22 protein-coding genes are annotated in these 23,054 nt (G+C 74.3%); 8 read left to right on the plus strand and 14 right to left on the minus strand.

Annotated elements, in window-relative coordinates:
• Positions 1–74: 74 nt before the first annotated feature.
• The 3 genes from BN344_RS03470 to BN344_RS03480 all read right to left on the minus strand — a co-directional run bounded on the left by BN344_RS03470 (position 75) and on the right by BN344_RS03480 (position 3,292).
• On the minus strand, positions 75–1,061 hold the full coding sequence (locus BN344_RS03470) for a sigma-70 family RNA polymerase sigma factor (protein ID WP_040336997.1): 987 nt from the start codon (positions 1,059–1,061) through the stop codon (positions 75–77).
• Positions 1,062–1,137: 76 nt separating this feature from the next.
• Complete coding sequence (locus BN344_RS03475; RefSeq protein ID WP_040336998.1) at positions 1,138–2,784, minus strand: hypothetical protein; 1,647 nt, start codon at positions 2,782–2,784, stop codon at positions 1,138–1,140.
• Positions 2,785–2,875: 91 nt separating this feature from the next.
• Positions 2,876–3,292: a hypothetical protein gene (locus tag BN344_RS03480; RefSeq protein ID WP_040336999.1), complete on the minus strand. Its 417-nt coding sequence runs from the start codon at positions 3,290–3,292 to the stop codon at positions 2,876–2,878.
• Between the two features lie 75 nt (positions 3,293–3,367).
• Between BN344_RS03480 and BN344_RS03485 the strand changes: the two genes are divergently transcribed.
• Complete coding sequence (locus tag BN344_RS03485) at positions 3,368–4,612, plus strand: GNAT family N-acetyltransferase (RefSeq protein ID WP_040337000.1); 1,245 nt, start codon at positions 3,368–3,370, stop codon at positions 4,610–4,612.
• Here the strand turns inward: BN344_RS03485 and BN344_RS03490 are convergent.
• The 4 genes from BN344_RS03490 to BN344_RS03505 all read right to left on the minus strand — a co-directional run bounded on the left by BN344_RS03490 (position 4,609) and on the right by BN344_RS03505 (position 7,357).
• Positions 4,609–5,187, minus strand: coding sequence for a hypothetical protein (locus BN344_RS03490; RefSeq protein ID WP_081788334.1), 579 nt, complete (start codon positions 5,185–5,187; stop codon positions 4,609–4,611). The two genes, BN344_RS03485 and BN344_RS03490, sit on opposite strands and share 4 nt — an antisense overlap.
• Positions 5,184–5,678, minus strand: coding sequence for a ribose-5-phosphate isomerase (locus BN344_RS03495; protein WP_040337001.1), 495 nt, complete (start codon positions 5,676–5,678; stop codon positions 5,184–5,186). The genes BN344_RS03490 and BN344_RS03495 overlap by 4 nt, the downstream gene beginning before the upstream one ends.
• Before the next feature lie 171 nt (positions 5,679–5,849).
• Positions 5,850–6,611, minus strand: a complete 762-nt coding sequence (locus BN344_RS03500; RefSeq protein WP_040337002.1) for an SDR family oxidoreductase — start codon at positions 6,609–6,611, stop codon at positions 5,850–5,852.
• 83 nt (positions 6,612–6,694) lie between these two features.
• A complete protein-coding gene (locus BN344_RS03505; RefSeq protein WP_040337003.1) occupies positions 6,695–7,357 on the minus strand; it encodes a mycothiol-dependent nitroreductase Rv2466c family protein in 663 nt (220 codons plus the stop codon).
• A 164-nt stretch (positions 7,358–7,521) separates the two neighbouring features.
• Between BN344_RS03505 and pepN the strand changes: the two genes are divergently transcribed.
• Positions 7,522–10,074 (plus strand): aminopeptidase N, encoded by a 2,553-nt coding sequence (gene pepN, locus BN344_RS03510; RefSeq protein ID WP_040337004.1) that lies wholly within the window; start codon positions 7,522–7,524, stop codon positions 10,072–10,074.
• Between the two features lie 130 nt (positions 10,075–10,204).
• On the opposite strand, the gene BN344_RS03515 is transcribed toward pepN, so the two are convergent.
• Genes BN344_RS03515 through BN344_RS03525 form a run of 3 tightly spaced genes read right to left on the minus strand, consistent with a single transcriptional unit; the run spans position 10,205 to position 12,526 of the window.
• Positions 10,205–10,654, minus strand: a complete 450-nt coding sequence (locus BN344_RS03515; protein WP_040337005.1) for a DUF5130 family protein — start codon at positions 10,652–10,654, stop codon at positions 10,205–10,207.
• Between the two features lie 52 nt (positions 10,655–10,706).
• Positions 10,707–11,060: an aa3-type cytochrome oxidase subunit CtaJ gene (ctaJ, locus tag BN344_RS03520; protein ID WP_040337006.1), complete on the minus strand. Its 354-nt coding sequence runs from the start codon at positions 11,058–11,060 to the stop codon at positions 10,707–10,709.
• A gap of 29 nt (positions 11,061–11,089) precedes the next feature.
• Complete coding sequence (locus BN344_RS03525) at positions 11,090–12,526, minus strand: amidase (protein WP_040337007.1); 1,437 nt, start codon at positions 12,524–12,526, stop codon at positions 11,090–11,092.
• Positions 12,527–12,592: 66 nt separating this feature from the next.
• Here BN344_RS03525 and kynU point away from each other — a divergent pair, with 66 nt between their 5' ends.
• Positions 12,593–13,849 carry a kynureninase gene (kynU, locus tag BN344_RS03530; RefSeq protein ID WP_040337008.1) on the plus strand — a complete coding sequence of 419 codons (1,257 nt, stop codon included), beginning with the start codon at positions 12,593–12,595 and terminating at the stop codon, positions 13,847–13,849.
• A gap of 10 nt (positions 13,850–13,859) precedes the next feature.
• Here kynU and BN344_RS03535 read toward each other — a convergent pair whose 3' ends face one another.
• On the minus strand, positions 13,860–14,735 hold the full coding sequence (locus tag BN344_RS03535; protein WP_040337009.1) for an SCO6745 family protein: 876 nt from the start codon (positions 14,733–14,735) through the stop codon (positions 13,860–13,862).
• Positions 14,732–15,259, minus strand: a complete 528-nt coding sequence (locus BN344_RS03540; RefSeq protein WP_040337010.1) for an HNH endonuclease — start codon at positions 15,257–15,259, stop codon at positions 14,732–14,734. The genes BN344_RS03535 and BN344_RS03540 overlap by 4 nt, the downstream gene beginning before the upstream one ends.
• 224 nt (positions 15,260–15,483) lie before the next feature.
• On the opposite strand from BN344_RS03540, the gene BN344_RS03545 reads away from it, so the two are divergent.
• The 5 genes from BN344_RS03545 to BN344_RS03565 all read left to right on the plus strand — a co-directional run bounded on the left by BN344_RS03545 (position 15,484) and on the right by BN344_RS03565 (position 21,810).
• Complete coding sequence (locus BN344_RS03545) at positions 15,484–17,598, plus strand: prolyl oligopeptidase family serine peptidase (RefSeq protein WP_051515515.1); 2,115 nt, start codon at positions 15,484–15,486, stop codon at positions 17,596–17,598.
• A gap of 153 nt (positions 17,599–17,751) precedes the next feature.
• The gene (locus tag BN344_RS03550; protein WP_231486472.1) at positions 17,752–19,020 is read left to right on the plus strand and encodes an MFS transporter; all 1,269 of its coding nucleotides are present in this window, start codon (positions 17,752–17,754) and stop codon (positions 19,018–19,020) included.
• Complete coding sequence (locus BN344_RS03555; RefSeq protein WP_040337011.1) at positions 19,017–19,448, plus strand: globin; 432 nt, start codon at positions 19,017–19,019, stop codon at positions 19,446–19,448. Before BN344_RS03550 ends, BN344_RS03555 begins: the two co-directional genes overlap by 4 nt.
• 105 nt (positions 19,449–19,553) lie before the next feature.
• Positions 19,554–21,110, plus strand: coding sequence for a glycoside hydrolase family 13 protein (locus tag BN344_RS03560; RefSeq protein ID WP_040337012.1), 1,557 nt, complete (start codon positions 19,554–19,556; stop codon positions 21,108–21,110).
• Positions 21,111–21,213: 103 nt separating this feature from the next.
• Positions 21,214–21,810 (plus strand): biotin transporter BioY, encoded by a 597-nt coding sequence (locus BN344_RS03565; protein WP_040337013.1) that lies wholly within the window; start codon positions 21,214–21,216, stop codon positions 21,808–21,810.
• Positions 21,811–21,891: 81 nt separating this feature from the next.
• Here the strand turns inward: BN344_RS03565 and BN344_RS03570 are convergent, their stop codons facing one another.
• Both BN344_RS03570 and BN344_RS03575 read right to left on the minus strand, forming a co-directional pair.
• On the minus strand, positions 21,892–22,305 hold the full coding sequence (locus BN344_RS03570) for an acyl-CoA thioesterase (RefSeq protein WP_040337893.1): 414 nt from the start codon (positions 22,303–22,305) through the stop codon (positions 21,892–21,894).
• A gap of 47 nt (positions 22,306–22,352) precedes the next feature.
• A complete protein-coding gene (locus BN344_RS03575) occupies positions 22,353–22,976 on the minus strand; it encodes a maleylpyruvate isomerase family mycothiol-dependent enzyme (RefSeq protein ID WP_040337014.1) in 624 nt (207 codons plus the stop codon).
• Positions 22,977–23,054: the final 78 nt, after the last annotated feature.

Consider the following 23,054-nt stretch of genomic DNA (forward strand, 5'->3'; position numbering starts at 1 on the left):
CCGCAGCGGCCCGTTCCCACCCCGGGAACGGGCCGCTCCGGTTCACAGCGGCGCGCGGGACGGGCCGGGAAGCCTCAGTCGAAGCTCGCCGGGAGCCCCAGCTTCGTGAACAGTCCGGTACCGAGGTCGAGGAAGCTGGAGATGTGGGCCACCCGCCCGTTCTCGATCTCCAGCACGTGCAGCCCCCACGGCTCGTGTCCACCACCAGCGCGGGGCCGGTACTGCGCCACCGCCGGCGCCCCGTTCGCCGTCACCGGGAACACCCGCGATCCCCGGCACTCGGCGCCCGGCCCCTTCATCCAGGTGCCGATGTCCTCCGCACCCCGCAGCCACATCTCGAAAGGGGGCATGTGCTGGGTGGCGTCCTCGTGCAGGAGCTGCACGAAGGCGTCGATGTCGTAGCGCTCGAACGCGTCGAGGTACCTGGCCAGCAGCTCGCGGTCCGCATCGTCCAGATCCCGGGGTGCCGGGCGGTCACCGAGGTCGGCCAGCGTGGCACGCGCCCGCTGGAGTGCGCTGTTCACCGACGCGACCGTCGCGTCCAGCAACCGCGCGACCTCCTCGGCCTTCCAGCGCAGCACCTCGCGGAGGATCAGCACCGCCCGCTGCTTGGGCGGTAGGTGCTGCAGCGCGGCGACGAAGGCCAGCCGCACGGACTCCCGGGCGATCGCCTGCTCGGCCGGATCGCCGTCCTCGGGCAGGACCTGGCGGTCGAGCACCGGCTCCACCCACGCCGTCATCGGCCGGCGGCCGGCCAGCGACGCCGGGACCGGCGGGTACGGGTCGCCGCCGGCGAGGTCCATCGGCAGGGCCCGACGCTGCCGCCCGTTCAGCTGGTCGAGGCAGACGTTGGTGGCGATCCGGTACAGCCAGGAACGCAGCGCGGAGCGGCCCTCGAAGTCGGCCAGCCCGCGCCAGGCCCGGACCATCGTCTCCTGGACGGCGTCCTCGGCGTCGAAGATCGAACCGAGCATCCGGTAGCAGTAGCCGGTGAGCTCGCGGCGGTGTTCGAGCAGCCGTGGGTCGAGCTCTTCTGCTGGGCTGAGCGCAGCGGTGGACACCGGGCATGCCTTCCTGTCGGGGACGTCGGAGAGCACACCACAGGGGACCGACAAAAAGGCAGGGTCGAACGGACGCCTACTGGTAGGTCACCAGGTCGGGCGTCGGCTGCACCTGTTCCATCGTCTGCTCCGGGGTCAGCATCGGGACGTCCTCGTCGTAGAAGTTCTTCCACCCCCAGGTGATCCCCTCCGGCGCGCCCTGCCGCAGGGCGTTCCAGGTCGCCTGCTTGCTCCCCTGGGGGCCCTGGCCGTCGGCGTGGATCATGATCGCGAGCTCGTCGCGGGAGGTGTCGAGGAACTCCCGCCCGGGCAGCATGTCAAGCCGGAACTGGTGCAGGACCAGCAGCTTCTGCGGCAGCCGGCCCTCGCGGGTCAGGTCGGCCAGCCAGGTGACGACGCGGTTGACCTCCTCGATGCCCACCGAGCCGATCTGGGTCAGGTGGACCTCGCCGGGACCGAGCCGCCACTCGGGGTCCAGCGCCAGCCCGACGTGCGGCAGCTCGAGCAGCGGGCGGTACAGCTCGGCCTGGGTCACGAAGTCGGTGCGCCCGGGCTGCAGATCGAGGACCACGTAGACCCCCGCCTCCCCGGCGGCCTCGACCCACGGCCGCAGCAGCTCGATGTCGGCCTCGTTGGAGTAGTCGCCGTCGGCACCGGCCTCGGTGGAGGCCACCGTCGCGATGATCTCGAAAGCGGGGACGACCGTCCGGTCGCCGGCCAGCGGCTCGTACGGGGCGGCGTGGTCGCGGGCCCGCTGGATCGCGGCCTCCAGCGGCTGCTCGCCGAGGACGCCGAGCGCCCCGGTACCGGGGTGGCCGTACAGGGCGATGAGCAGCCGGCCCGGGAACAGCAGCTGACCTCCGCCGGGCAGCTCGGTCCCGGTCGCGGCGGTCTCCAGCTTCCAGTCGAACCCGTCCGCGTCACCCAGGCCCCCGCCCAACGCGACGACCGCCTCGGTGCCCTCGTCCGAGAGCGCGCTGCGCGCGGCCTCCGAGCCGCGCGGATCGGTGTCGTCCAGCACGACCACCATCGCGCCGGCCGCGCGGGCGGTCGCGACGGCGGCGACCGAGGCGTCGTCGTCGCCGGAGACCAGGACGACGGTCTCGGTGCGGGCATCCCCGGGGTCGATCTCGGGCACCCGCTCGACGTCCGCGTCGCCGTCCTCGGGCTCCTCGCCCACGGGGATCAGCGCAGCCGGCGCGTCGCTGTCGAGGCCTGCCACGGCGTCGAGCCCGCCTTCGTCCGGGACCGGATCGGCCTCGGCCAGGGACAGGCGGGCGGCCTCGGCCACGGCGTGGGGCGTCGCCGGTACCCGGATCACGTCGGGCCCGTCCCCGCCGATGTCGCCGTCGGCCTCCCCCACGGCCAGCACCGTGTCGGCGCCGAGCCGGTCGAGCTCGTCGGCGAGCGCGTCGGCCTCACCCTCCAGCAGGAGCGGCACCCCCAGGCCGACGGCGGCCGACGCACCGAGCAGGAGTCCCGCCCGGTCGTCCTCGCGCACGGTGACGACCACGGGTGCCCGGTCGAAGAGCAGGCCGCTCGTCCCGAGCGCCAGCTCGGCGGCGTCGTCCTCCGGCAGCACCGTCAGTGACTCGGCGGGCGACGACGTCGTCACGGAGTCCACGTCGGTCCCCGGACTGCCGGACTCGTCCTGGCCGGACCCCGTGCACCCGGCCGCGACGAGTCCGGCGGCCAGGACGACGGGCAGGGCACGGGCGCGCACGGAATCTCCTCCTCGCAGGCGGACCGCCGACCGTCCGGCAGCGGCTCCCACCCGACCCTAGGGTTCCGGCGTTCCGGGCGCTGGACGTCGCTCAGTCCCGGCGCAGCACCCGCTCCACGTTCTCGACCATCCGGCGAAGGACCAGGATGGTGCGCTCGTACTCCTGGCGGGAGAGCCCGTCAGCGGTGTGCCGGCGCACCCGGCCCACGGCCCGCGACACCCGGTCGTGCGCCGCGACGCCGTCTCCGGTCAGCCGCACCACGCCGGCCCGCGGCCGGTCCACCCAACCGCGGTCCGCCAGATCGGCCAAGACGGCGGGCGCGTCGTCGGGGACGTCGGCCGGCGAGGCGACGACGTCGCTCTCCTGCTCGACGCCCTCGGCCAGCGCGTGCAGCACCTGCCAGTGCCGGCGGGTGAGCCCCTCGCCGGCCACGACCGAGTCGACCGCCTCCTCGAGGAGCGCGTCGAGCCGCTTGACCCACCAGCCGATCGGCCGTTCGTCGTCCATCCGCGCATCCTGACAGCGGATCGGTCCCGCACAACCCGTTGGCGTTCCCGCAGCCCCGAGCGGTAGACCTGTCCCGTGCCCGACGACCTCGCCGACCAGCTCCGCCCGATCACGGCCGAGGAGTGGCCCCGGTTCCTCCGCTCCATGTACGGCGTGTTCGGCGAGGAGCCCACCGGTCGGTACGTGGACACCCCCAGCCCGGTGGCCGAGCTGGACCGGTCGCTCGCCCTGTGGGACGGCGACCGCGTCGCGGCGACGGCGGGCCTCTACAGCCTCGAGCTCACCGTCCCGGGTGCGGTCGTCCCGTGCGCCGGCGTCACCTGGATCACCGTCGCGCCGACCCACCGGCGCCGCGGCGTCCTCACCGCGATCATGCGTCGCCAGCTCGACGAGGTCCGGGCGGCGCAGCGGGAGCCTGTCGCGGCACTGTGGGCAGCCGAGTCGGCGATCTACGGCCGGTTCGGATACGCACCGGCGACCTGGCGGGGCGGGTGGAGCGGCCCGACCGAGCGGCTGCGGCTGCGCCGGGACGCCGACACCGGCGCCGGCTCGGTCCGGCCGGTCGAGGCCGAGGAGTTCCGCGCCGGCGCCGTCGGCCTGCACGACCGGCTGCGCCGGTGGGTGCCGGGCAACATGGCCCGCGACGAGCGCTGGTGGGACCGGCTGCTGCTGGACGAGCCCGAGTCCCGGCACGGGTGGTCGGCGCAGCAACTGCTGCTGCACAGCGAGCCCGACGGCACGCCGACCGGCTACGCCACCTACCGGCGCAGGCAGAAGTGGAGCGACGAGGGCGAGCCCGAGGGCCGGATCCGCGTCGGGGAGGTGCGTGCCGCCACGCCGGCCGCCTACGCCGCGCTGTGGTCGTACCTGCTCTCCCTCGACCTGGTCCGCACGGTGGAGGCGCCGTCGGCCTCGGTGGACGACCCCCTGCGCCACCTGCTGCACGACGCACGGGCGCTGCACGCGCGTCCCTACGACGCGCTGTGGGTACGGCTCGTGGACGTCGGCCCGGCGCTGTCGGCTCGCCGCTACCCGGCGCCGCTGGACATGGTCTTCGAGGTGCGGGACAAGTTCTGCCCGGAGAACAGCGGGCGCTGGCACCTGCGGGGTCATCCGGCCGGCGCGCGCTGCGACCGCACCGACCGGGACCCCGACGTGGTGCTCGGCATCGAAGAGCTGTCGGCGGTCTACCTCGGCGGGGTCTCGCTGGCCGGCCTGCAGGCCGCCGGGCGGGTGCACGAGGTCAGCCCCGGAGCGGTCGTCCAGGCGTCGACCGGCTTCGGCTGGCCCATCGCGCCGTGGTGTCCCGACGAGTTCTAGTCGTCCGAGGGCACCATCGCGTAGGTCCACCCGGCCCGGCGCTCCCGGCCGGGCAGGTCTCCGCGCCCCGTCGCCCAGAGCAGCCCGACGATCGGGTCCTCGACGCCGGTGACCTCCGGGAACAGCCGTCCGAGGACCCCCGCGGCGACGTCGGCCGGAGGCGACCAGTCGAGTCCGAGGGCGTCGGCCACGTCGGTGCCGTGGACGAGCAGCTCCGCGCAGCCGATCGCGGCGAACCCGGCGGCGTCGGCGACGCCGTGCGAGTGCCAGCCTTGGTCCTCGGGGGCGGCGCCGTCGACCGTGCGGGCGAGCACCTCGCCCCACGCTCCGACGGTCCGGCCCACCACGGCGAGCGAGGCCTCGGGCAGTGGGACGAGGTCGGCGGGGCTGGTCTCCTGGGCGCCCGCCGCCAGGTCGTGGGCATACCAGGCCAGACACGTCGCCACGTGCTGCCCGACCGCCGTCACCGTCGAGCCCATCACCGGCACCTCGGCGTCCCCGTCCGGGACGCCGTCGAGCAACTCGCGCACCGCCGTTCCGGCAGCCCGGACGGCGTCGCCGTCCAGTGCTCTCACGGGTGCTGTTGCGGCCCGGTCGGCTGACCGCCGGCCGGACGGTGCCGGTCCCGCTCGTAGTCGCTGATCAGCCCGATCCGGCGGACGTGCCGCTCGTCGCCGCTGAACGGGGTGCGGAGGAACTCCAGCACCAGCTCGGTGGCCTCCTCGACGCTGTGCTGACGCGCACCGATGGAGACGACGTTGGCGTCGTTGTGCTCGCGCGCCAGCTGTGCGGTCGCGGTGTTCCACACGAGCGCGGCACGGACGCCGGGCACCTTGTTCGCGGCGATCTGCTCGCCGTTCCCGGAGCCACCGATGACGACGCCGAGCGAGCCGGGCTCGGTGACGGTCCGCTCCCCCACCTCGAAGCAGAACGGCGGGTAGTCGTCCTGGGCGTCGTACTCGAACGCTCCGCAGTCGACGGGCTCGTGCCCGGCCTCCGCGAGCGCCTTCTTCAGGTGCTCCTTGAACTCGAGGCCGGCGTGGTCGGTACCGACGAAGACGCGCATGGCGGCAAGTTTGACAGGCTGGTTCCGTGGCGGTGCTGGGGGTCGACCGCTGGCGGGGCGGCTGGGTGCGCGCGCTGCTGGTGGGCCGGCCGATGCGCATCTGCTGGTGAGCGCGCGGACTTTCGGCGCCGAAAGTCCCGGGGCGGCCCGGACTTCCGGCGCCGCAAGCCCTCAGGAGCCGGTGAGTCGGCGGACGATCGAGAGCGGCAGCAGGCGCAGCAGCCGGGCGACCGGGCGCCACGGCCATTCCGGCACGTAGCCGCGCACCGGCTCGCGCTCGACGACGGCGACCAGTGCGTCCACGCCCTTGTCCAGGCCGACGGTCAGCGGACCGCGCCGTCCCTCGTTGATGTCGGTGGCGATGTAGCCGGGCAGGATCGCGGACACCACGATCTGCGAGCCGTAGACGTCCGAGCGGATGCCCTCGGCCAGGGAGTTCAGCGCCGTCTTGCTGGCGCCGTAGGCGGTGCGCGTGCCCGGCATGCCGCGGACGGAGGCGACCGAGGAGATGAGCACCAGGTGCCCTGCGCCCTGGCTGTGGAAGATCTCCATCGCCGCCTCGCACTGCGCGTGCGAACCGAGGACGTTGGTGAGCAGGACGGCGCGGTTGTCGGCGGCGTGCCCCGTGCCGACCGAGCCGCCCTTGCCGATGCCCGCGTTGACGATCACCCGGTCGAAGCCGCCCAGCTCCTCGGCCAGCCGCGGCATCACGGTCGCGACCGATCCCGGGTCGTCGACGTCCATGGCCGCGACGACGACGCGGATGCCGGGGTGCGCGGCGAGCAGTTCCTCGCGCAGCGCCTCGAGCCGGTCGAGCCGGCGTGCGGTCAGGGCGAGGTCGCGGCCCATGGCGGCGAACCGGCGGGCCATGCCCTGGCCGAGGCCGGCGCTGGCGCCGGAGATGAAGATCCGCTGACGGACGGGACTCGGCATCAGGACATCCTGCCGCACCCCCTGGCCCCGGTTCAGGGGCCCGCCGCGAGCTCGCGAGTGGTGGGGGGAAGCGGGGTCCCTTCTCAGGAGCGGGTGAGCTCGAGGGTCTCGGCGGGGACGGACTCCAGGTCGGGACCGGACTGCCGGGTGCGCTTGAGCTCCCAGAAGTCGGGGAGATTGGCCAGCAGGACGGCGCCGTCGAAGGCCTTGCCCGCGTCCTCACCGGTGGGCACCTTGCTGATGACCGGACCGAAGAAGGCCACGCCGTCGATGTGCATGACCGGCGTGCCGACGTCGTCACCGACCGGGTCCATGCCCGCGTGGTGGCTCTTCTCGAGTGCTTCGTCGTACTCGGTGGAGGTCGCTGCCTCGGCGAGGGACGCCGGCAGGCCGACGCGCTCCAGGGCGGGCGCGACCAGGTCCTCGAGCTCCACGCCCTCGTGGTGCCGCAGGGTGCCCATGGCGGTGTAGAGGTCGCCGAGGACCTCGTCGCCGTGCTGCTGGGCGGCGGCGATCGCGACCCGGACCGGGCCGATCGCCTTCTTCATCATCGCCTGGTAGTCCTCGGACAGGTCACGCCCGCGGTTCAGGACGGCCAGCGACATGACGTGCCAGTGCAGGTCGATGTCGCGCACCTTGGCCGCCTCGAGCACCCAGCGGCTGGTCAGCCAGGCCCACGGGCACAGCGGGTCGAACCAGAAGTCGACGCGCGCCTTCACGGGGGCGCTCTGCACTGCCTCGGTCATGCGGTTCTCCTCGCGTCGGGGGGCCCGGGCGGCCTCACGGGCTCTGCTCCGGTGCCAATCAGCATCACCGCCGCGTTGTTCCCCCGCGCGACGGACCGCGTGCTGTGCCCGAGGTCCCACCGCGGCCGCGAATGCCGTCGTCCCGACGTGGGAAGCTGCCGCACGTGGCTGCCCCCAACCTCACCCGCACCGATGCCGCTGCCCGCGCCGAGCTGCTGACCGTCGAGAGCTACGACCTCGCACTCGACGTCACCGACGGCGAGGGCCGACCCGGCGAGCGCACCTTCGAGTCGACGACCACGGTCGTGTTCGGCTGCCGGGAGCCCGGCGCCGCCACCTTCATCGACCTGGTGGCCGAGACCCTCCGCTCCGCCACGCTGAACGGCGTCGAGCTGGACGTGAGCACCTGGGACGAGGAGAGCGGCCTCCCGCTGCCCGACCTGGCCGAGCGGAACGAGCTCGTCGTCACCGCCGACTGCCGCTACTCCAACAGCGGCGAGGGGCTGCACCGGTTCACCGACCCGGAGGACGGGCAGGTCTACCTCTACACCCAGTTCGAGCCGGCCGACGCCAAGCGCATGTTCGCCTGCTTCGACCAGCCCGACCTCAAGGCGACCTTCGCGGTGCACGTGACGGCGCCCTTCGACTGGCAGGTCGTGTCCAACTCCAGCGGCCGCACCGTCGAGGCGGGGCCCGCTGGTTCCCAGCTGGTGCACTTCGCGCCCACCAAGCGCATCTCGACGTACCTGGTCGCGCTCATCGCCGGCCCCTACGCCAAGGTGACCGACGTCCACGACGGGATTCCGCTGGGGCTCTACTGCCGGGCGAGCCTGGCCCAGTACCTCGACCCGGAGGAGCTGTTCCGGGTCACCAAGCAGGGCTTCGACTTCTACCACCAGGTGTTCGACTACCCGTACCCCTTCGACAAGTACGACCAGCTCTTCGTGCCCGAGTTCAACGCCGGGGCGATGGAGAACGCCGGCGCGGTCACCTTCCTCGAGGACTACGTCTTCCGCTCGAAGGTCAGCCGGGCCCGCTACGAGCGCCGCGCCGAGACGATCCTGCACGAGCTGGGCCACATGTGGTTCGGCGACCTGGTGACCATGCGCTGGTGGGACGACCTGTGGCTCAACGAGTCGTTCGCGACCTACATCAGCACCCTCTGCCAGGCCGAGGCGACCGAGTACACGACGGCGTGGACGACGTTCGCCAACACCGAGAAGGCGTGGGCCTACGCGCAGGACCAGCTGCCCTCGACGCACCCGATCGCCGCCGACATCCCCGACGTCGCCGCGGTCGAGGTCAACTTCGACGGCATCACCTACGCCAAGGGCGCCTCCGTGCTCAAGCAGCTGGTCGCCTACGTCGGCCGCGAGGAGTTCCTCGCCGGCGTGCGCCGCTACTTCCGCAAGCACGAGTACGGCAACACCACTCTCGACGACCTGCTGGGGCCGCTGTCGGAGAGCTCGGGCCGCGACCTCTCGGAGTGGGCCGACCAGTGGCTGCGCACCAGCCAGGTGAACACCCTGCGCCCCGTGTTCGACCTGACCGACGACGGCCGCTACGGCAGCTTCGCCATCGAGCAGACCGCCGTCGACGAGCACCCGGTGCTGCGCAACCACCGGCTGGCCGTCGGCCTCTACAGCGAGGGCCCCGACGGGCTGACCCGCAGCCACCGCGTCGAGCTGGACGTCGCCGGCGCCCGCACCGAGGTGCCGGAGCTGGTCGGGCACCCGGCGGCCGACCTCGTCCTGGTCAACGACGACGATTTGACCTACGCCAAGCTGCGGCTCGACGAGCGCTCCCTGGCCACGCTGCGCGCCCGCATCGGTGCCATGACCGACCCCCTGGCCCGGGCGCTGTGCTGGTCGGCGGCGTGGGACATGACCCGCGACGCCGAGCTGCCCGCCCGCGACTGGGTCGAGCTGGTGCTGGCCGGTGTGGGCACCGAGAGCGAGAGCAGCGTCGTCCAGTCACTGCTGGCCCGGGTGCAGGCGGCGCTGAGCAGCTTCGCGGACCCGTCGTGGGCGCCCACCGGCTGGGCCCAGCTGGGTGACCATGCCCTCGCCGCGCTGGAGTCCTCCCCCGCCGGGAGCGACCAGCAGCTGCTCTGGTCGCGCACGCTGGCGACCGCCGCCCGGACCGACGAGCACGTCGCGGCGCTGCGGGGTCTGCTCGACGGCTCGCGCACCGTCGAAGGGCTCGTCGTCGATGCCGACGCGCGCTGGGCGTTCCTGCACGGGCTCGTCGCCCTCGGGGTGGCCGGCGACGACGAGATCGCTGCGGAGGAGGCGCGGGACGCGACCGCGACCGGCGTCCGCCGTGCGGCCACGGCCCGCGCGCTGCGACCGCGCGCGGAGGCCAAGGCCGAGGCCTGGCAGCAGGCCTTCCACGACGACGCGGTGCCCAACGCCGTCCACGAGGCGCTGGTGGCCGGCTTCTGGCACCCGGCACAGCGCGAGCTGACCGCGGACTACGTGGACCGCTACTTCGCCGACATCCGGCAGATCTGGGACCGGCGTCCGGGCGAGATCGCGAAGAACGCCGTCCAGTACCTGTTCCCGCCGGTGGTCGAGCCACGCACCATCATCGCGGCCGACGCCTGGCTCGCCGACGCCACCCAGCCCTCGGCCCTGCGGCGGCTCGTGTTCGAGGGCCGGGACGGCATCGCCCGCGCCCTTCGCGCCCGCGAACGGGACGCCGAAGCCGGGCTCTGAGGCGCTCGGGCGCGCCCGAGGTGGACCGATCGCGGGGGCCGGAGGCTCCCCGATCGGGACACGGGCAGCCGCTCAGCCCGGATGGGGGACGGCTCCTGGCCGCGGTGCGGTCCGGGAGGACCGCGATGTTCTAGTGGCGGCGGGAGGGCCGGCCGGCCTGGTCGGACAGCTGGCGCAGTCCGTTGACGATGCCGCCGACGAGGTCGCCGCCGGCGAAGGCGGTGGTCATCGAGAGCACCGCGAGCGCGCAGGCCCGGTCGGGCAGCCGCCGGGCCGCCGCGGCGCCGGTGACGACCTCCACCACGCGCTGGCCAGGGGAGACGGCGATCAGCACCGCCTCGGAGGTGTCGCCGCCGGAGTAGGCGTGCAGCTCCTCGGCGCGCCGCCGGGTGGGGGTGCCGAGTTCGCCGACGTAGAGCGTGAAGCGCAGGCCGGTCTCCCGCGAGGACATCGTGAGCGCCTCGTCGATGCGGGCCAGCTCGCGGAAGCTGAAGATCTGGTCGAGGGACTCGTCCGTGCGCGCCGCATCGGTCTGGGTCGTCGCGGTGTCGTGGGACTGGACTTCGAGCGCGCTGGTCATCGCGGGCCTCCGGGCAGGTCGATCGCGGATCCGGCAGGGGTCATCGGGACGCTCACCAGGTGCCCCGCGCGCCGCCGAGCGGGCCGCCCGGCACGGGCCGGGGCGCCGTCGCGCCGTCGCCACCGGACGTGCCGCCGCTGACCGCGTGGGTCGCGGCGGCGTCGCTGCCGTGCCGCTCCCCGTAGACCGAGGAGCCGATCGCGGCGGTCTCGCCGTCGTGTCCGCCCCCGTGCCCGGTGCTCTCCGGGTGGGGCTCGTACCAGACGGGCTCGTGCGTCCACGCCTGGCCCGGCTTGTACCGGGGGCGCCGGTTGCGCACTCCGGGTCCCAGGGTCAGGAACGCCAGCACCAGGAACACGGCCAGTGGGGCCCCGACGAAGACGAGGATGGTCTCGGCAACGGTCACGCCGGTCAACTTACCGGCACCCTCCGCGCTCAGCCCGCCGCGCTCCCCCAGACGGCCGGGTGTCGGTGCGCCCAGGGCCGGGCAGCCTCCAACTGGGCCGCCAGGGAGATCAGCATGGACTCGTCGGCGGGCCGTCCCACCAGCATCGAACCGATGGGCAGGCCGCCGACCGTCCAGTGCAGCGGCACGCTGACGGCGGGCTGCCCCGTCACGTTGTAGAGGGCGGTGAAGGCGGCGTAGCGCTTGTTGCGCTCGAAGTCCTCGGCGCCGTCGGCCCCGTCGGTGAACCAGCCGATCGGCCGCGGCGTCATGGTGGTCACCGGTGCGAGCAGGACGTCGAACCCCGCGGTCGCCTGCAGGAACCGGCGGGAGAACAGCCGCAGCGCCGTCAGCGCCTCCATCGCGTCCTTCGCCGACATGGCCAGGCCGCGGGCGCGCAGTTCCTGGGTGATCGGTCGCAGCTCCCCCACGCGTTCCGGCGGAACCGGCAGGGTCGCGCCGGAGAGCGACCACACCCGCTCGAACGCGGCCAGCACCTCGGGCCCCAGCAGGCCGGGCGGCGCCGGCTCGACGACGTGACCGACGTCGGTGAGCAGCCGCTCCGCGTCGTCCAGGGCGGTGACGATCTCCGGCTGCAGCTCCGCGCCGGGCATCACCGATTCGGTGAACCGGCCGATCCGCAGCCGCCCCGGCTCGCGGCCGGCCGCGGCCAGGAAGGTCTCCCCCGGGGGCAGCGGCGGCGCCCACGCGAAGTCCCCGGGCTCGGGCCCGGCCATCGCGTCGAGCATCGCCGCGGCGTCCCGGACGGTCCGCGCCAGCGGTCCGCTGGTGCCCAGGCCGGTGGCGTCGCCGCCCATCGGCGCGCTGCTGATCCGTCCCCGTGCGGGCTTGAGGCCGACCAGCCCGTTGATGCTGGCCGGGATCCGGATCGAGCCGCCGCCGTCGCTGCCCTGGGCGAACGGCACGAACCCGGCGGCGACCGCGACCGCCGACCCGCCGCTGGAGCCGCCGGCCAGCAGGGCGGGGTCCCACGGGCAGCGGGCCGGGCCGACGAGGTCGTTGTCGGTGTAGCAGGGGTAGCCGAACTCCGGCGTGTTCGTCTTGCCCAGGCTGATCGTCCCGGCCGCGGCCAGCCGGGTGACGACGGCGTCGTCCACCGTGGGCACGAAGTCGGCGGTGACCCGCGAGCCGTACGTCGTCCGCACCCCCGCGGTGCTGTTCAGGTCCTTGATCGCGGTGGGGACGCCGAGCAGCGGCGGTAGCTCGCCGCCTGCAGACAGCCGGCGCTCGGCGGCGGCCGCGGCAGCCAGCGCGCGCTCGGGGGTGACGGTGATGAAGGCACCGAGCCCGGCGTCGTGGGCCTCGATCCGGCGCAGCGCGTGCTCGACCAGCTCGGTGGGCGTCACCTCGCCCCCGCGGACGGCGGCGGCCTGCTCGAGCGCGGTCAGGTCGTGCAGCTGGGTCACGGACGGCGACGCTAGTCCGGTGCCCCTGCGGGCAGCCGCCCACCGGGGTGACGTACACAGGACGGCATGGACCTCTCCCGTGCCGCCGCGGAGGCCCTCGACGCGGCCGATCCCCTCGCCGGCTTCCGCGGGCGCTTCGCCGGTGCCGGCGAGGACGGGCTGCTCTACCTCGACGGCAACTCGCTGGGCCGGATGCCCCTGGCCACGCCGGCCACGCTGAGCCGCGTGGTCGAGGAGGAGTGGGCCCGCGGGCTGGTCGGATCGTGGTCGCAGTGGATCGGCGCGGCGACACGGATCGGCGACGCGCTCGGCACCGGCGTGCTCGGAGCCGCGCCCGGTCAGGTCCTGGTCGGCGACTCCACCACGGTGAACCTCTACAAGCTGCTGGTCGCCGGTGCGGCGTCCCGGCCCGGCCGGGACGTGCTGGTCTGCACCGCCGACGACTTCCCCACGGACCGATACGTGGTCGCGGGCGTCGCCGAGGCGCGCGGCATGACCGTGCGCGAGATCGAGGCCGACATCGACCAGGGACTCGACCTCGAGGTGCTCGCTGCCGGGCTGGACGAGCGCGTCGCCGTCGTCGTGCTCTCGCTGGTGGCCTACCGCTCCGGTGCGCTGGCCGACGTCGCCGAGGTCACCCGGCTCGTGCACGAGTCCGGCGCCCTGCTGCTCTGGGACCTCTCCCACGCCGTGGGCGCGGTGCCGGTCGACCTCGACGCGAGCGGCGCCGACCTGGCCGTCGGCTGCACGTACAAGTACCTCAACGGCGGGCCGGGGGCGCCGGCGTTCCTGTACGTGCGGCGCGAACTGCAGGAGGAGCTGCGCTCGCCGATCCAGGGCTGGTTCGGTCAGCGCGACCAGTTCGAGATGGGCCCGGAGTACGTCCCGGCCGAGGGCATCGAGCGGTTCGGCGTCGGGACGCCGCCGGTGCTCGGCATGGCGTCGGTGGAGGTGGGCGCGGCGCTGGTCGCCGAGGCCGGCATCGAGACGCTGGCCGCCAAGGGCCGGGCGATGACCGACCTGATCGTGGCGCTCGGCGACGCGTGGCTCGTGCCCGAGGGCGTGGCGCTGGCCTCACCGCGGGAGGCGTCGCGCCGCGGCTCGCACGTCACGTTCGCCCATCCGCAGGCGTGGCAGCTGACGCAGGCGCTGGTCGACCGCCAGGTGGTGCCGGACTTCCGGACGCCCGACCGCGTGCGGCTGGGGCCGGCGCCCCTCTACACCCGGTTCGTCGACGTGTGGGACGCGATGGCGCGGTTCCGCGAGATCCTGACCGACCGCTCCTACGAGGCCTTCCCCGCCGAGCGCGCCCGCGTCACCTGAACGTCGGGAGTCAGTCCGGGTCGGGGACGCCGATCGGGTTGTTCGCGGGCCACACCCCCGCGGTGACGACGGCGCGGCGCACCGGCCGGAGCAGCTCGGCGAGCCGGTCGCAGCCGGCCGCGCCCAGCGCCTGCCACGGCCCGAGCGCCAGCCGATCGGTGTCGGCCTCGATCGCGGTGACCATCGCCAGCCCCTCGGCGGTGAGCTCCGCATCCGGCTCGGCCCCGGTGAGCCAGCCGCGGTCGGCGAGCCGGGCGGCGGCGCCGTCCCAGGCGGCGTCGTCCCACCCCCGGGCCTTCTGCAGCCACGCGCGGTCCGACCGGCCGGCCGCGACGGCGAGCACGTGCGCCTGCACGCCGTCGACCTCGCGCTGCACCAGCGCGACGGTGTGCCCGTCGCCGCGGTGCTCGCGCAACGTCGTCAGCGCCTGCCACAGCACCAGGTGCGGCTCGCCGGGTCCGTCCAGCGCGCTGTTGGCGGCCGCCAGCGGGCGGCCGGGCAGGTCGACGGCGGCCGCCGCGGACGACGCCAGCTCCCTCGCCTCGACCGCGTCGGCGGAGGTGATCCACTCCTCCCCCAGCACCCGGCGAACCGCTGCGTCCACCCCGGCCAGCCGGGCGTCCAGCGCCGCAGCGGGGCTCGCCTGCTCCCAGACGCCGGGAACCCGCCGGGCCACGAACCCCGGCGCGAAGTTCACGAACGTCGCGGTGACCACCGCAGGCCCGACCGCGCCCAACGGCGCCGCCCGGCCGGCGAAGTAGCCGGCCCAGAACCCGCGCAGGCCGGCGGCTGCGAAGGCCGCGCCCGCCTCCTCGGCGAAGTACGTGAGCGCGTGGAACGGCTCGCCCAGACTCCACAGGAGCCGGGCGGTGGCGGGAGAGGTCATGCGCTGACGCTCTCAGGGATGCCCAGCCACTCCCGCCAGCGCGGGTCGACGGTGCGGTGCCCGAGCAGCCGCCAGGCCGCGCCGCTCGGGGTGCGCGGCGGGTGCGGGAGCTGCCAGCCCAGCTCGGCCAGGGAGCGGTCGGCCTTGGTGTGGTTGCACCGCCGGCAGGCGGCTACGACGTTGTCCCACGTATGGGTGCCGCCCCGGCTCCGCGGGACGACGTGGTCGATGCTGGTGGCCGAGCCGCCGCAGTAGACGCACGTCTGCCCGTCACGGGTGAACACGGCCCGCCGCGACAGCGGCACGGACGACGGGTACGGCACCCGCACGTACCGGTTCAGCCGCACCACGACCGGAACCGGGAGGCTCACGCGCTCGGCGTGGACCACGTCGGACGACGAGTCGACCGGCTCGGCCTTCTGGGCGAGCACGAGCACGATCGCCCGCCGGCTCGAGACGACGCAGAGCGGCTCGAACGTGGCGTTGAGCAGCAGGGTCGCGCTGGTCGTCCCGGGCGAGGGCACGGGCAGGACCGATGGATGGTGTGGGTCGCGGCGGGGGCCTGGGTGACCCACCGGCGTCGACCCGGACGCGGCGCGCAGCACGGATCACCTCCGGTCGCCCCGGACCGCCGGTGGCTCCGAGACCCGCGGGCTGCCCCATTCTGACCCGGAAGCAGCCGATCGGCGCTGCCGGATTTCGCGGGCGCCCCGTCCTGGCGGGTCAGCGACGCCTCTACCGTGGCCGGATGCGTTATCCCGAGGCCCCCCGGCTCGACCTCGTCGAGGACCTGCACGGACGTCCCGTCGCCGACCCCTACCGCTGGCTGGAGGACGACGCCGACCCTCGCACGGCCGCGTGGAGCCAGGAGCAGGACGCCCTCGCCGCGGAGGTGCTCGGCGCCCTTCCCCTGCGTCCGGCGTTCGCCGCCCGGATGGAGGAACTGGTCCACTCCGGCGCCGTCGGCCTGCCCGCGTGGCGCGGGACGCGCGCCTTCTCCACCCGCCGCGACCCCGGCCAGGAGCACGCGGTGCTGCGCGTCCGCGAGGCCGACGGCACGGTCCGCGTGCTGATCGATCCCATGGCACTCGACCCCGACGGCACGACGACGCTCGACGCGTGGTCGCCGTCCGTCGAGGGCGACCGCCTCGCCTACCAGCTCTCCACCGGCGGCGACGAGGAGTCGCGGCTCTTCGTGCTGGACGTGGCGACCGGCGAGGTCATCGACGGCCCGGTCGACCGGTGCCGCTACTCCCCCGTGGCCTGGCTGCCCGGCGGCGAGGAGCTGTTCTACGTCCGCCGCCTGGCTCCCGATCAGGTGCCGGCCGGCGAGGAGCAGTTCCACCGCCGGGTCTGGCGGCACCGCGTCGGCACACCGGCCGACGACGACGTCCTCGTGCACGGCGAGGGCAGCGACCCGGCCAGCTACTTCGGCGTGCACACCAGCCGGGACGGCCGGTGGCTGGTCGTCTCCCGCTCGGTGGGCACCGCGCCGCGGGACGACGTCTGGCTGGCCGACCTCGCCGGGAACGGCCCCCTGCGCGACCTGCAGGTGGGCGTCGACGCGCAGACCGCGGCCTGGGTGGCCCGCGACGGCCGGCTGTGGCTGATGTCGGATCGCGGCACGCCGCGGTGGCGGCTGGCGGTCGCCGACCCCGCCGACCCCGCCACCTGGGCGCCGGAGTCCTGGCGCGACGTCGTCCCCGAGCAGGAGGGCGCCGTCCTGTCCGACGTCACCCTCGTGGACGGTCCCGACGGCGACCTGCGGGTCCTCGCCGTGCACGCGGTGGACGCGACCGACCGGCTCTCCGTGTGGGCCGCGGACGGCTCGGGCCGCATCGGCGACGTGCCTGCCCCGGGCGCCGGCAGCATCGCCGGCGTCGTCTCCCGGCCGGAGGGCGGCTCCGAGGCATGGGTGGGCTACACCGACTACGCCACTCCCCCGTCGGTGCTGCGCTGGGACGCCGGCTCCCCGTCGGCGCTCGAGGACTGGGAGCGGGCCGCCGTCGCCGGCGCCGTCCCGGAACTGACCGTCGTCGAGACGCACGCGACCTCCGCCGACGGGACGCCGGTGCACCTGTTCGTGCTGTCCGGGACCGGCACGCCGGAGACCCCGCTGCCGGCGGTGCTCTACGGGTACGGCGGCTTCAACGTCTCGCTCACCCCGGCGTACAGCGCGCAGGCGCTGGCCTGGGTCGCGGCGGGTGGCGTCTGGGCGGTGGCGAACCTGCGCGGTGGCTCCGAGCACGGCGAGGAGTGGCACCGGGCGGGCATGCGCGAGCGCAAGCAGAACGTCTTCGACGACTTCGCCGCCGCCGCCGAGCACCTGGTCGCCGAAGGGTGGACGACGCACGGGCAGCTGGGCGTCTTCGGCGGCTCCAACGGCGGGCTGCTCGTGGGCGCCACCCTCACCCAGCGACCGGAGCTCGCCGCCGCCGTCGTCTGCAGCGCGCCGTTGCTCGACATGGTCCGGTACGAGCTGTTCGGCCTGGGCCGCACCTGGAACGACGAGTACGGCACGGCCGAGGACCCGACCGAGCTCGGTTGGCTGCTGGGCTACTCGCCGTACCACGCGGCGCGGGAGGGCACGGCGTACCCGGCGGTGCTGTTCACGACCTTCGAGTCCGACACCCGCGTGCACCCGCTGCACGGCCGCAAGCTCGCCGCGGCGCTGCAGCACGCGACCACCTCGTCGGCACCCGTCGTGCTGCGCCGGGAGGTCTCCGTCGGCCATGGTGCGCGGGCGGTCAGCCGCACCGTCGGGCTCGCCGCCGACCAGTTGGCCTTCCTCGCCGCGCACACCGGCCTGACACCTGGGGAGGACGCCACCGCGCCGGTCGCTGACAGGACGGCGGGCGCCTGAAACAATTACGGTGATGAACAGGTCACTATCCGTGGTCGCGACGGTCACCCGACCGGCGTCCGCGCGGCGCGGGGGCCGCGCGGGGGCGAGCGACGCCGTACTCGTGCCGGCACGCACCGGGTCGGGGCTCCGCTGACCGCCGACGACGCGCCGGTGGAGGTGCCCGGCCGCCCGGCGTCGTACCGCGAGGTCTTCGCCGTCCCGGAGTTCCGGCCGCTGTTCGGCACGTTCCTGCTGTCCACCGCCGGGGACGAACTGGCCCGCGTCGCCCTGACGGTGCTGGTCTACCAGCGCACCAACTCGCCGCTGCTGTCGGCGCTGACCTTCGCCATCAGCCACTTCCCGTGGATCATCGGCGGCCCGCTGCTGTCCACCCTGGCCGACCGGCTGCCCCGGCACCGCGTGCTCGTCGTCACCGACGTCGCCCGGGCCGCCCTCCTGGCGCTGATGGCCATCCCCGGGATGCCCCTGCTGGTCCTGCTCGGCCTGCTGCTGCTCGTGGCGCTGTGCGCGCCGCCGTTCGAGTCGGCCCGGTCGGCGCTCATGGCCGATGTGCTCGACGGCGAGCGCTACGCGGTCGCGATCTCCCTCACCACGGTGACCCTGCAGGTGGCCCAGGTCGCCGGCTTCCTGGTGGGGGGCGCGCTGGTCGCCCTGCATCCCTCTCTCGCGCTGGGCATCACCTCGGTCGCCTTCGCGGTGTCGGCGGTCTGGCTGGGCGCACGGCTGCAGCGCAGGCCTGCCCCGGCGCCGGGCGCGGGCCAGTCCCTGTGGCGCGACACCGCCGAGGGCCTGCGCTTCCTCGGCGGGACCCGCCGCATGCTGTCCATCGTCGCCCTCCTGTGGCTCGGTGCGCTGTTCGGCAACGCCTGGGAGGGCGTGGCAGCACCGCTGGCGGCGGAGCTGGAGCGGGGTGCTGCCTCCGTCGGCGTGCTGCTGGCCGCCACTCCCGCCGGTGTCGTCGTCGGCGGACTGCTGCTGGGGCGGTTCGTGCCGGCGGCGCGCCGGGAACGGCTGATGGCCCCGCTGATGCTCCTGTCGCTGGCCCCACTCCTGGCCGGTGGTCTCGTGGTCGCCCTCACCGACGCCGACGCATCGTCGTTCGGCGCGCTGCTCGCCCTGCTGTTCCTCAGCGGCCTCGGGGCGACCTGGTTCATCCCGCTCAACATCGCCTTCGTGCAGGCGACGCCGGCTGCCTTCCGCGGGCGCGCGTTCGGCGTCGCCGTCAGCGGCCTCTACGGCGTGCAGGGCATCGGCGCCCTCGCCGCGGGACTGGCGGCGGAGGGGATGATGCCCAGCGGTGTGCTGATGCTGTGCGGTGGCGTCGGAATGATCGCCGTCGTCCCGGCGCTGATCGCGTATCGACGGACGCAGCAGCAGGCGTCCGACGCAGTCGAGGTCGAGGGAGCAGCGCGGGCATGAGTCAGTCGAGGCGGTCGCCGTCCGAGCGGACGACGTTCTACGAGGAGGTCGGCGGGCACGCGACCTTCGACCGCCTGGTCACCCGCTTCTACGCCGCCGTCCGCACCGATCCGGTGCTCGCGCCGATGTATCCGCAGGACGACTGGGAGGGCGCCGAGACGCGGCTGCGCGGGTTCCTCGAGCAGTACTGGGGCGGCCCGACCACCTACTCCGACGAGCGCGGCCACCCGCGACTGCGGATGCGGCACGCGCCGTTCGCGATCGGCCCGGCCGAGCGGAACGCCTGGCTCGCGCACATGCGCGACGCCGTCGACTCGCTGGAGCTCACCCCCGAGCAGGACGCCACGCTGTGGGGCTACCTGGAGATGGCGGCACGCAGCATGCAGAACCGCTTCCCCGCCGACGCCGGCAGCGACCTCACCCCCTGAGCCTTCCGGGGGGGCGAGATCTGCGCACTCGTCCCCATCAGGGGCCTGAAGGCGCCGAGTGTGCAGATCTCGTCGCCATCCGATCCCACGAGCACGAGGAGTCCGGTGACCCCGGAATGGTGGCGGAACGCCGTCTTCTACCAGGTGTACATCCGCAGCTTCGCCGACGGGAACGGCGACGGCGTCGGTGACCTGGCGGGCATCCGGGCCCGCCTGCCGCACCTGGTCGACCTGGGCGTCGACGCCCTCTGGATCACGCCCTTCTACCCCTCGCCGATGGCCGACCACGGCTACGACGTGGCCGATCCGCGCGACGTCGAGCCGATCTTCGGCGACCTCGCCGAGTTCGACGCCCTGCTGGCCGACGCCCACGCGGCCGGCCTGAGAGTCACGGTGGACGTGGTGCCCAACCACAGCTCGCACGCCCACGAGTGGTTCGAGGCGGCGCTCGCCGCCGGCCCGGGCTCACCCGAGCGGGCCCGGTACCTGTTCCGCGACGGCCGGGGGCCCGACGGCGCCGAGCCGCCGAACAACTGGCCGTCGGTCTTCGGTGGCCCGTCGTGGACGCAGGTCCCCGACGGGCAGTGGTACCTGCACCTGTTCGCCCCGGAGCAGCCCGACCTGGACTTCACCCACCCCGAGGTGCTCGCCGACCTCGAGGAGACGCTGCGCTTCTGGCTGGACCGCGGGGTCGACGGCTTCCGCATCGACGTCGCGCACGGCATGGCCAAGCCGGAGGGGCTGCCGGACATGGTCCCGATGGAGGACACCGGCCTCCTGGCCGACCACGGTCCCGGCGACCACCGCTTCGACGACGACGGCGTGCACGAGGTGCACCGACGCATCCGGCGGGTGTTGGACGAGTACCCCGGCCGGATGGCCGTCGGCGAGGTCTGGGTCTCCGACGACGACCGGCTGGCCCGGTACCTGCGAGCCGACGAGCTCCAACTGGCGTTCAACTTCAAGCTGCTCACGGCCGACTGGGACGCCGAGGAGCTGCGGACGGCGATCGAGCACTCCCTCGCGACCGTGGAGGGGACACCGGCACCGGCCTGCTGGGTGCTGTCCAACCACGACCGCCCGCGCCACGTCACGCGTTACGGCGACGGAAACCTCGGCATCCGCCGGGCGCGGGCGGCAGCCCTGCTCCAGCTCGCGCTGCCCGGCGTCGTCTACGTCTACAACGGCGACGAGCTGGGCCTGCCCGACGTCGACCTGCCCGACGAGGCGCTCCAGGACCCGATCTGGGAGCGGTCCGGGCGCACGGAGCGCGGCCGCGACGCCTGCCGCATCCCGCTGCCGTGGTCGGGCGCCGAGCCTCCGTACGGATTCTCCGCACGCCCCGACACCTGGCTGCCGATGCCGGAGGGCTGGGCGACGCTCACCGCGGCGGCGCAGGCAGCGGACGACAGCTCGATGCTGTCGCTGTATCGACGGGCTCTGGCGCTCCGGGCCACCTCGCCCGCCATGCGCGGTGACGGGATGGAGTGGCTGCCCGCGCCGGAAGGCTGCCTGGCGTTCCGCCGTCCCGGAGGGCTGGTCTGCCTGGTGAACCTGTCCCCCGCCGCCGTGCCCCTGCCGGAGGGAGAGGTGCTGCTGGCCAGCGCCGTGGTGTCGGCCGGGACGCTGCCGGTGGACGCCGCCGTGTGGCTCCGGGCCTGACCCACCGCCGCGGCAGCGCGGGCAGGCCGTAGTGCAGACTCTCCGATGCCCCTCGGCCCCCCGTCCGCCCGACGGAGGCCGACCCGCCCTACCAGGAGGTTTCGTGGCCACCGCTTCGATGCCGGCGCTGCCGTCACGTCCGCTCGTTCTCGCCGACCTCGTCCCTGACGTCCGCGCCCGCAACGTGGCACTGGTGGCATCCGGTGTGCTGCTCACCGCGCTGCTCGCCCAGGTGTCCGTCCCGGTGCCCGGCTCGCCGGTCCCGATCACCGGACAGACGCTGGCCGTCGTCCTCACCGCCGCCGCTCTGGGCCCGGTGCGCGGCATCGCGGTGCAGGTCGCCTACATGGCGTGCGCGCTGGTCGGGCTGCCGTTCTACTCGGAGGCCAGCGGCGGCGTCGACGCCGTCTTCGGCGCGACCGGTGGCTACGTCATCGGCTTCATCCCGGCCGCGTTCCTGATCGGTCTGGCCGCCCGCTACGGCGCCGACCGCAACCCGCTCAAGTCGGTGCCGCTGTTCGTGGCCGGCCAGGCTGTCATCTTCGCCGTGGGTGTCCCGTGGCTGGCCGTCGCGGCCGACATGTCCGCCGCGCAGGCGCTGGACGCCGGTTTCTACCCGTTCATCCTCGGTGGCCTGGTGAAGGCCGCGATCGCGGCCGGCGTCCTCGGGGCGGCCTGGAAGTTCCTCCGCCGCGGCTGAGCCGTTCCGCATTCGACCCCCTGGCGCCTCGGCGCCGGGGGGTCGTTGCATGTCCGGGGCACGAGGCTGGGAGGGCCCGGATCAGGCCTCGGGCTCGTCGGCCCAGCGGGCCAGGAACTCCTTCTCCTCGGGCGTGAGCCGGCGCGGGCGCGCCAGGCCGAAGTCGAACGGCACGATCTTGGTGGAGCCGGTGACGGCGAGATTGCCGTGGTCGAAGAGCTCGTAGCGGCACAGGAAGGTCGCCGCACGGACGTCGGTGACCCAGACGTCGACCTGCAGCGGGGTCGAGGAGTAGACGACCTGGCGCTTGTAGGCGATCTCGTGCGCGGCGACGATCAGACCCTGCCGCCGCCCGGTCCGGTGATCGTGATCGGGCTGCTCACGGAACAGGCTGATGCGGGCCATCTCGAAGTAGCCGAGGAAGGCCACGTTGTTGATGTGCTGGTAGGCGTCCATGTCCGACCAGCGCATCGGGACAGCCGCGGTGTGCCTCACGCCGCCACCCTGCCGCACGACCGACCGCCGAGCCGGACCGGGGCGGTTCAGCCGGCCAGCCGGCGGGCCACCCGCTCCTGGCCCGGCCCGGACAACTCGGCGACGGCGACCCCTCGCCCGGCCGCGACCATGAGGATCGCCTCCGCCTTCCCCCGCACCTCGGGACCGCGGCCGAAGGTCCAGTCGATGTCGGTGGCCACCAGGCGGACGTCCCGCAGGCGCAGCACGCCGTGGAGAACGGGTGAGAGGAGGGCGGTGCGCAGCGCGGGTACCAGCCGCTCGGCGGGGATCTCCCGCGGCAGGCCGAGCGGTCGGCGGATGTCCTGCTGGTGGACCATCCCGTCGGTCAGCGCGATCGCCCCGCCCAGGCCGGCGGTGAGGCCCGCGGGCGTCAGGTGGTCGTCCAGGAGTTCGACCAGCTGGGCGGGCGTGCGTGTCCCGTACTCCCGCAGCCCGGCCGCGTTGGTGCGATGGAGGCTGAAGCGACCTCGGGCCAGCCGTTCGACGAGCCGCCGCGCACCGAGTTCCTCGTAGCTCAGCACGTGCGCGACGACGTCCTGGACCGTCCACCCGGCGCACAGCGACGGGGTTCGCCACTGCTCCGGGGTCAGCCCGCCCAGCAGCTCGCGCAGGTCCTCGCGCTCGGCCCGTGCCAGCCCCATCACCGTCATGTCGTGCCCTCCGGGTGGGCCGCTTTCGCGGCGGGCGACCGATGTGGCCGGACCCTAGAGGCGCGGACCGCCGAGGTC

It is taken from the genome of Candidatus Blastococcus massiliensis AP3 (genome assembly GCF_000582785.1).
Classification (GTDB): Bacteria; Actinomycetota; Actinomycetes; order Mycobacteriales; family Geodermatophilaceae; genus Blastococcus; species Blastococcus massiliensis.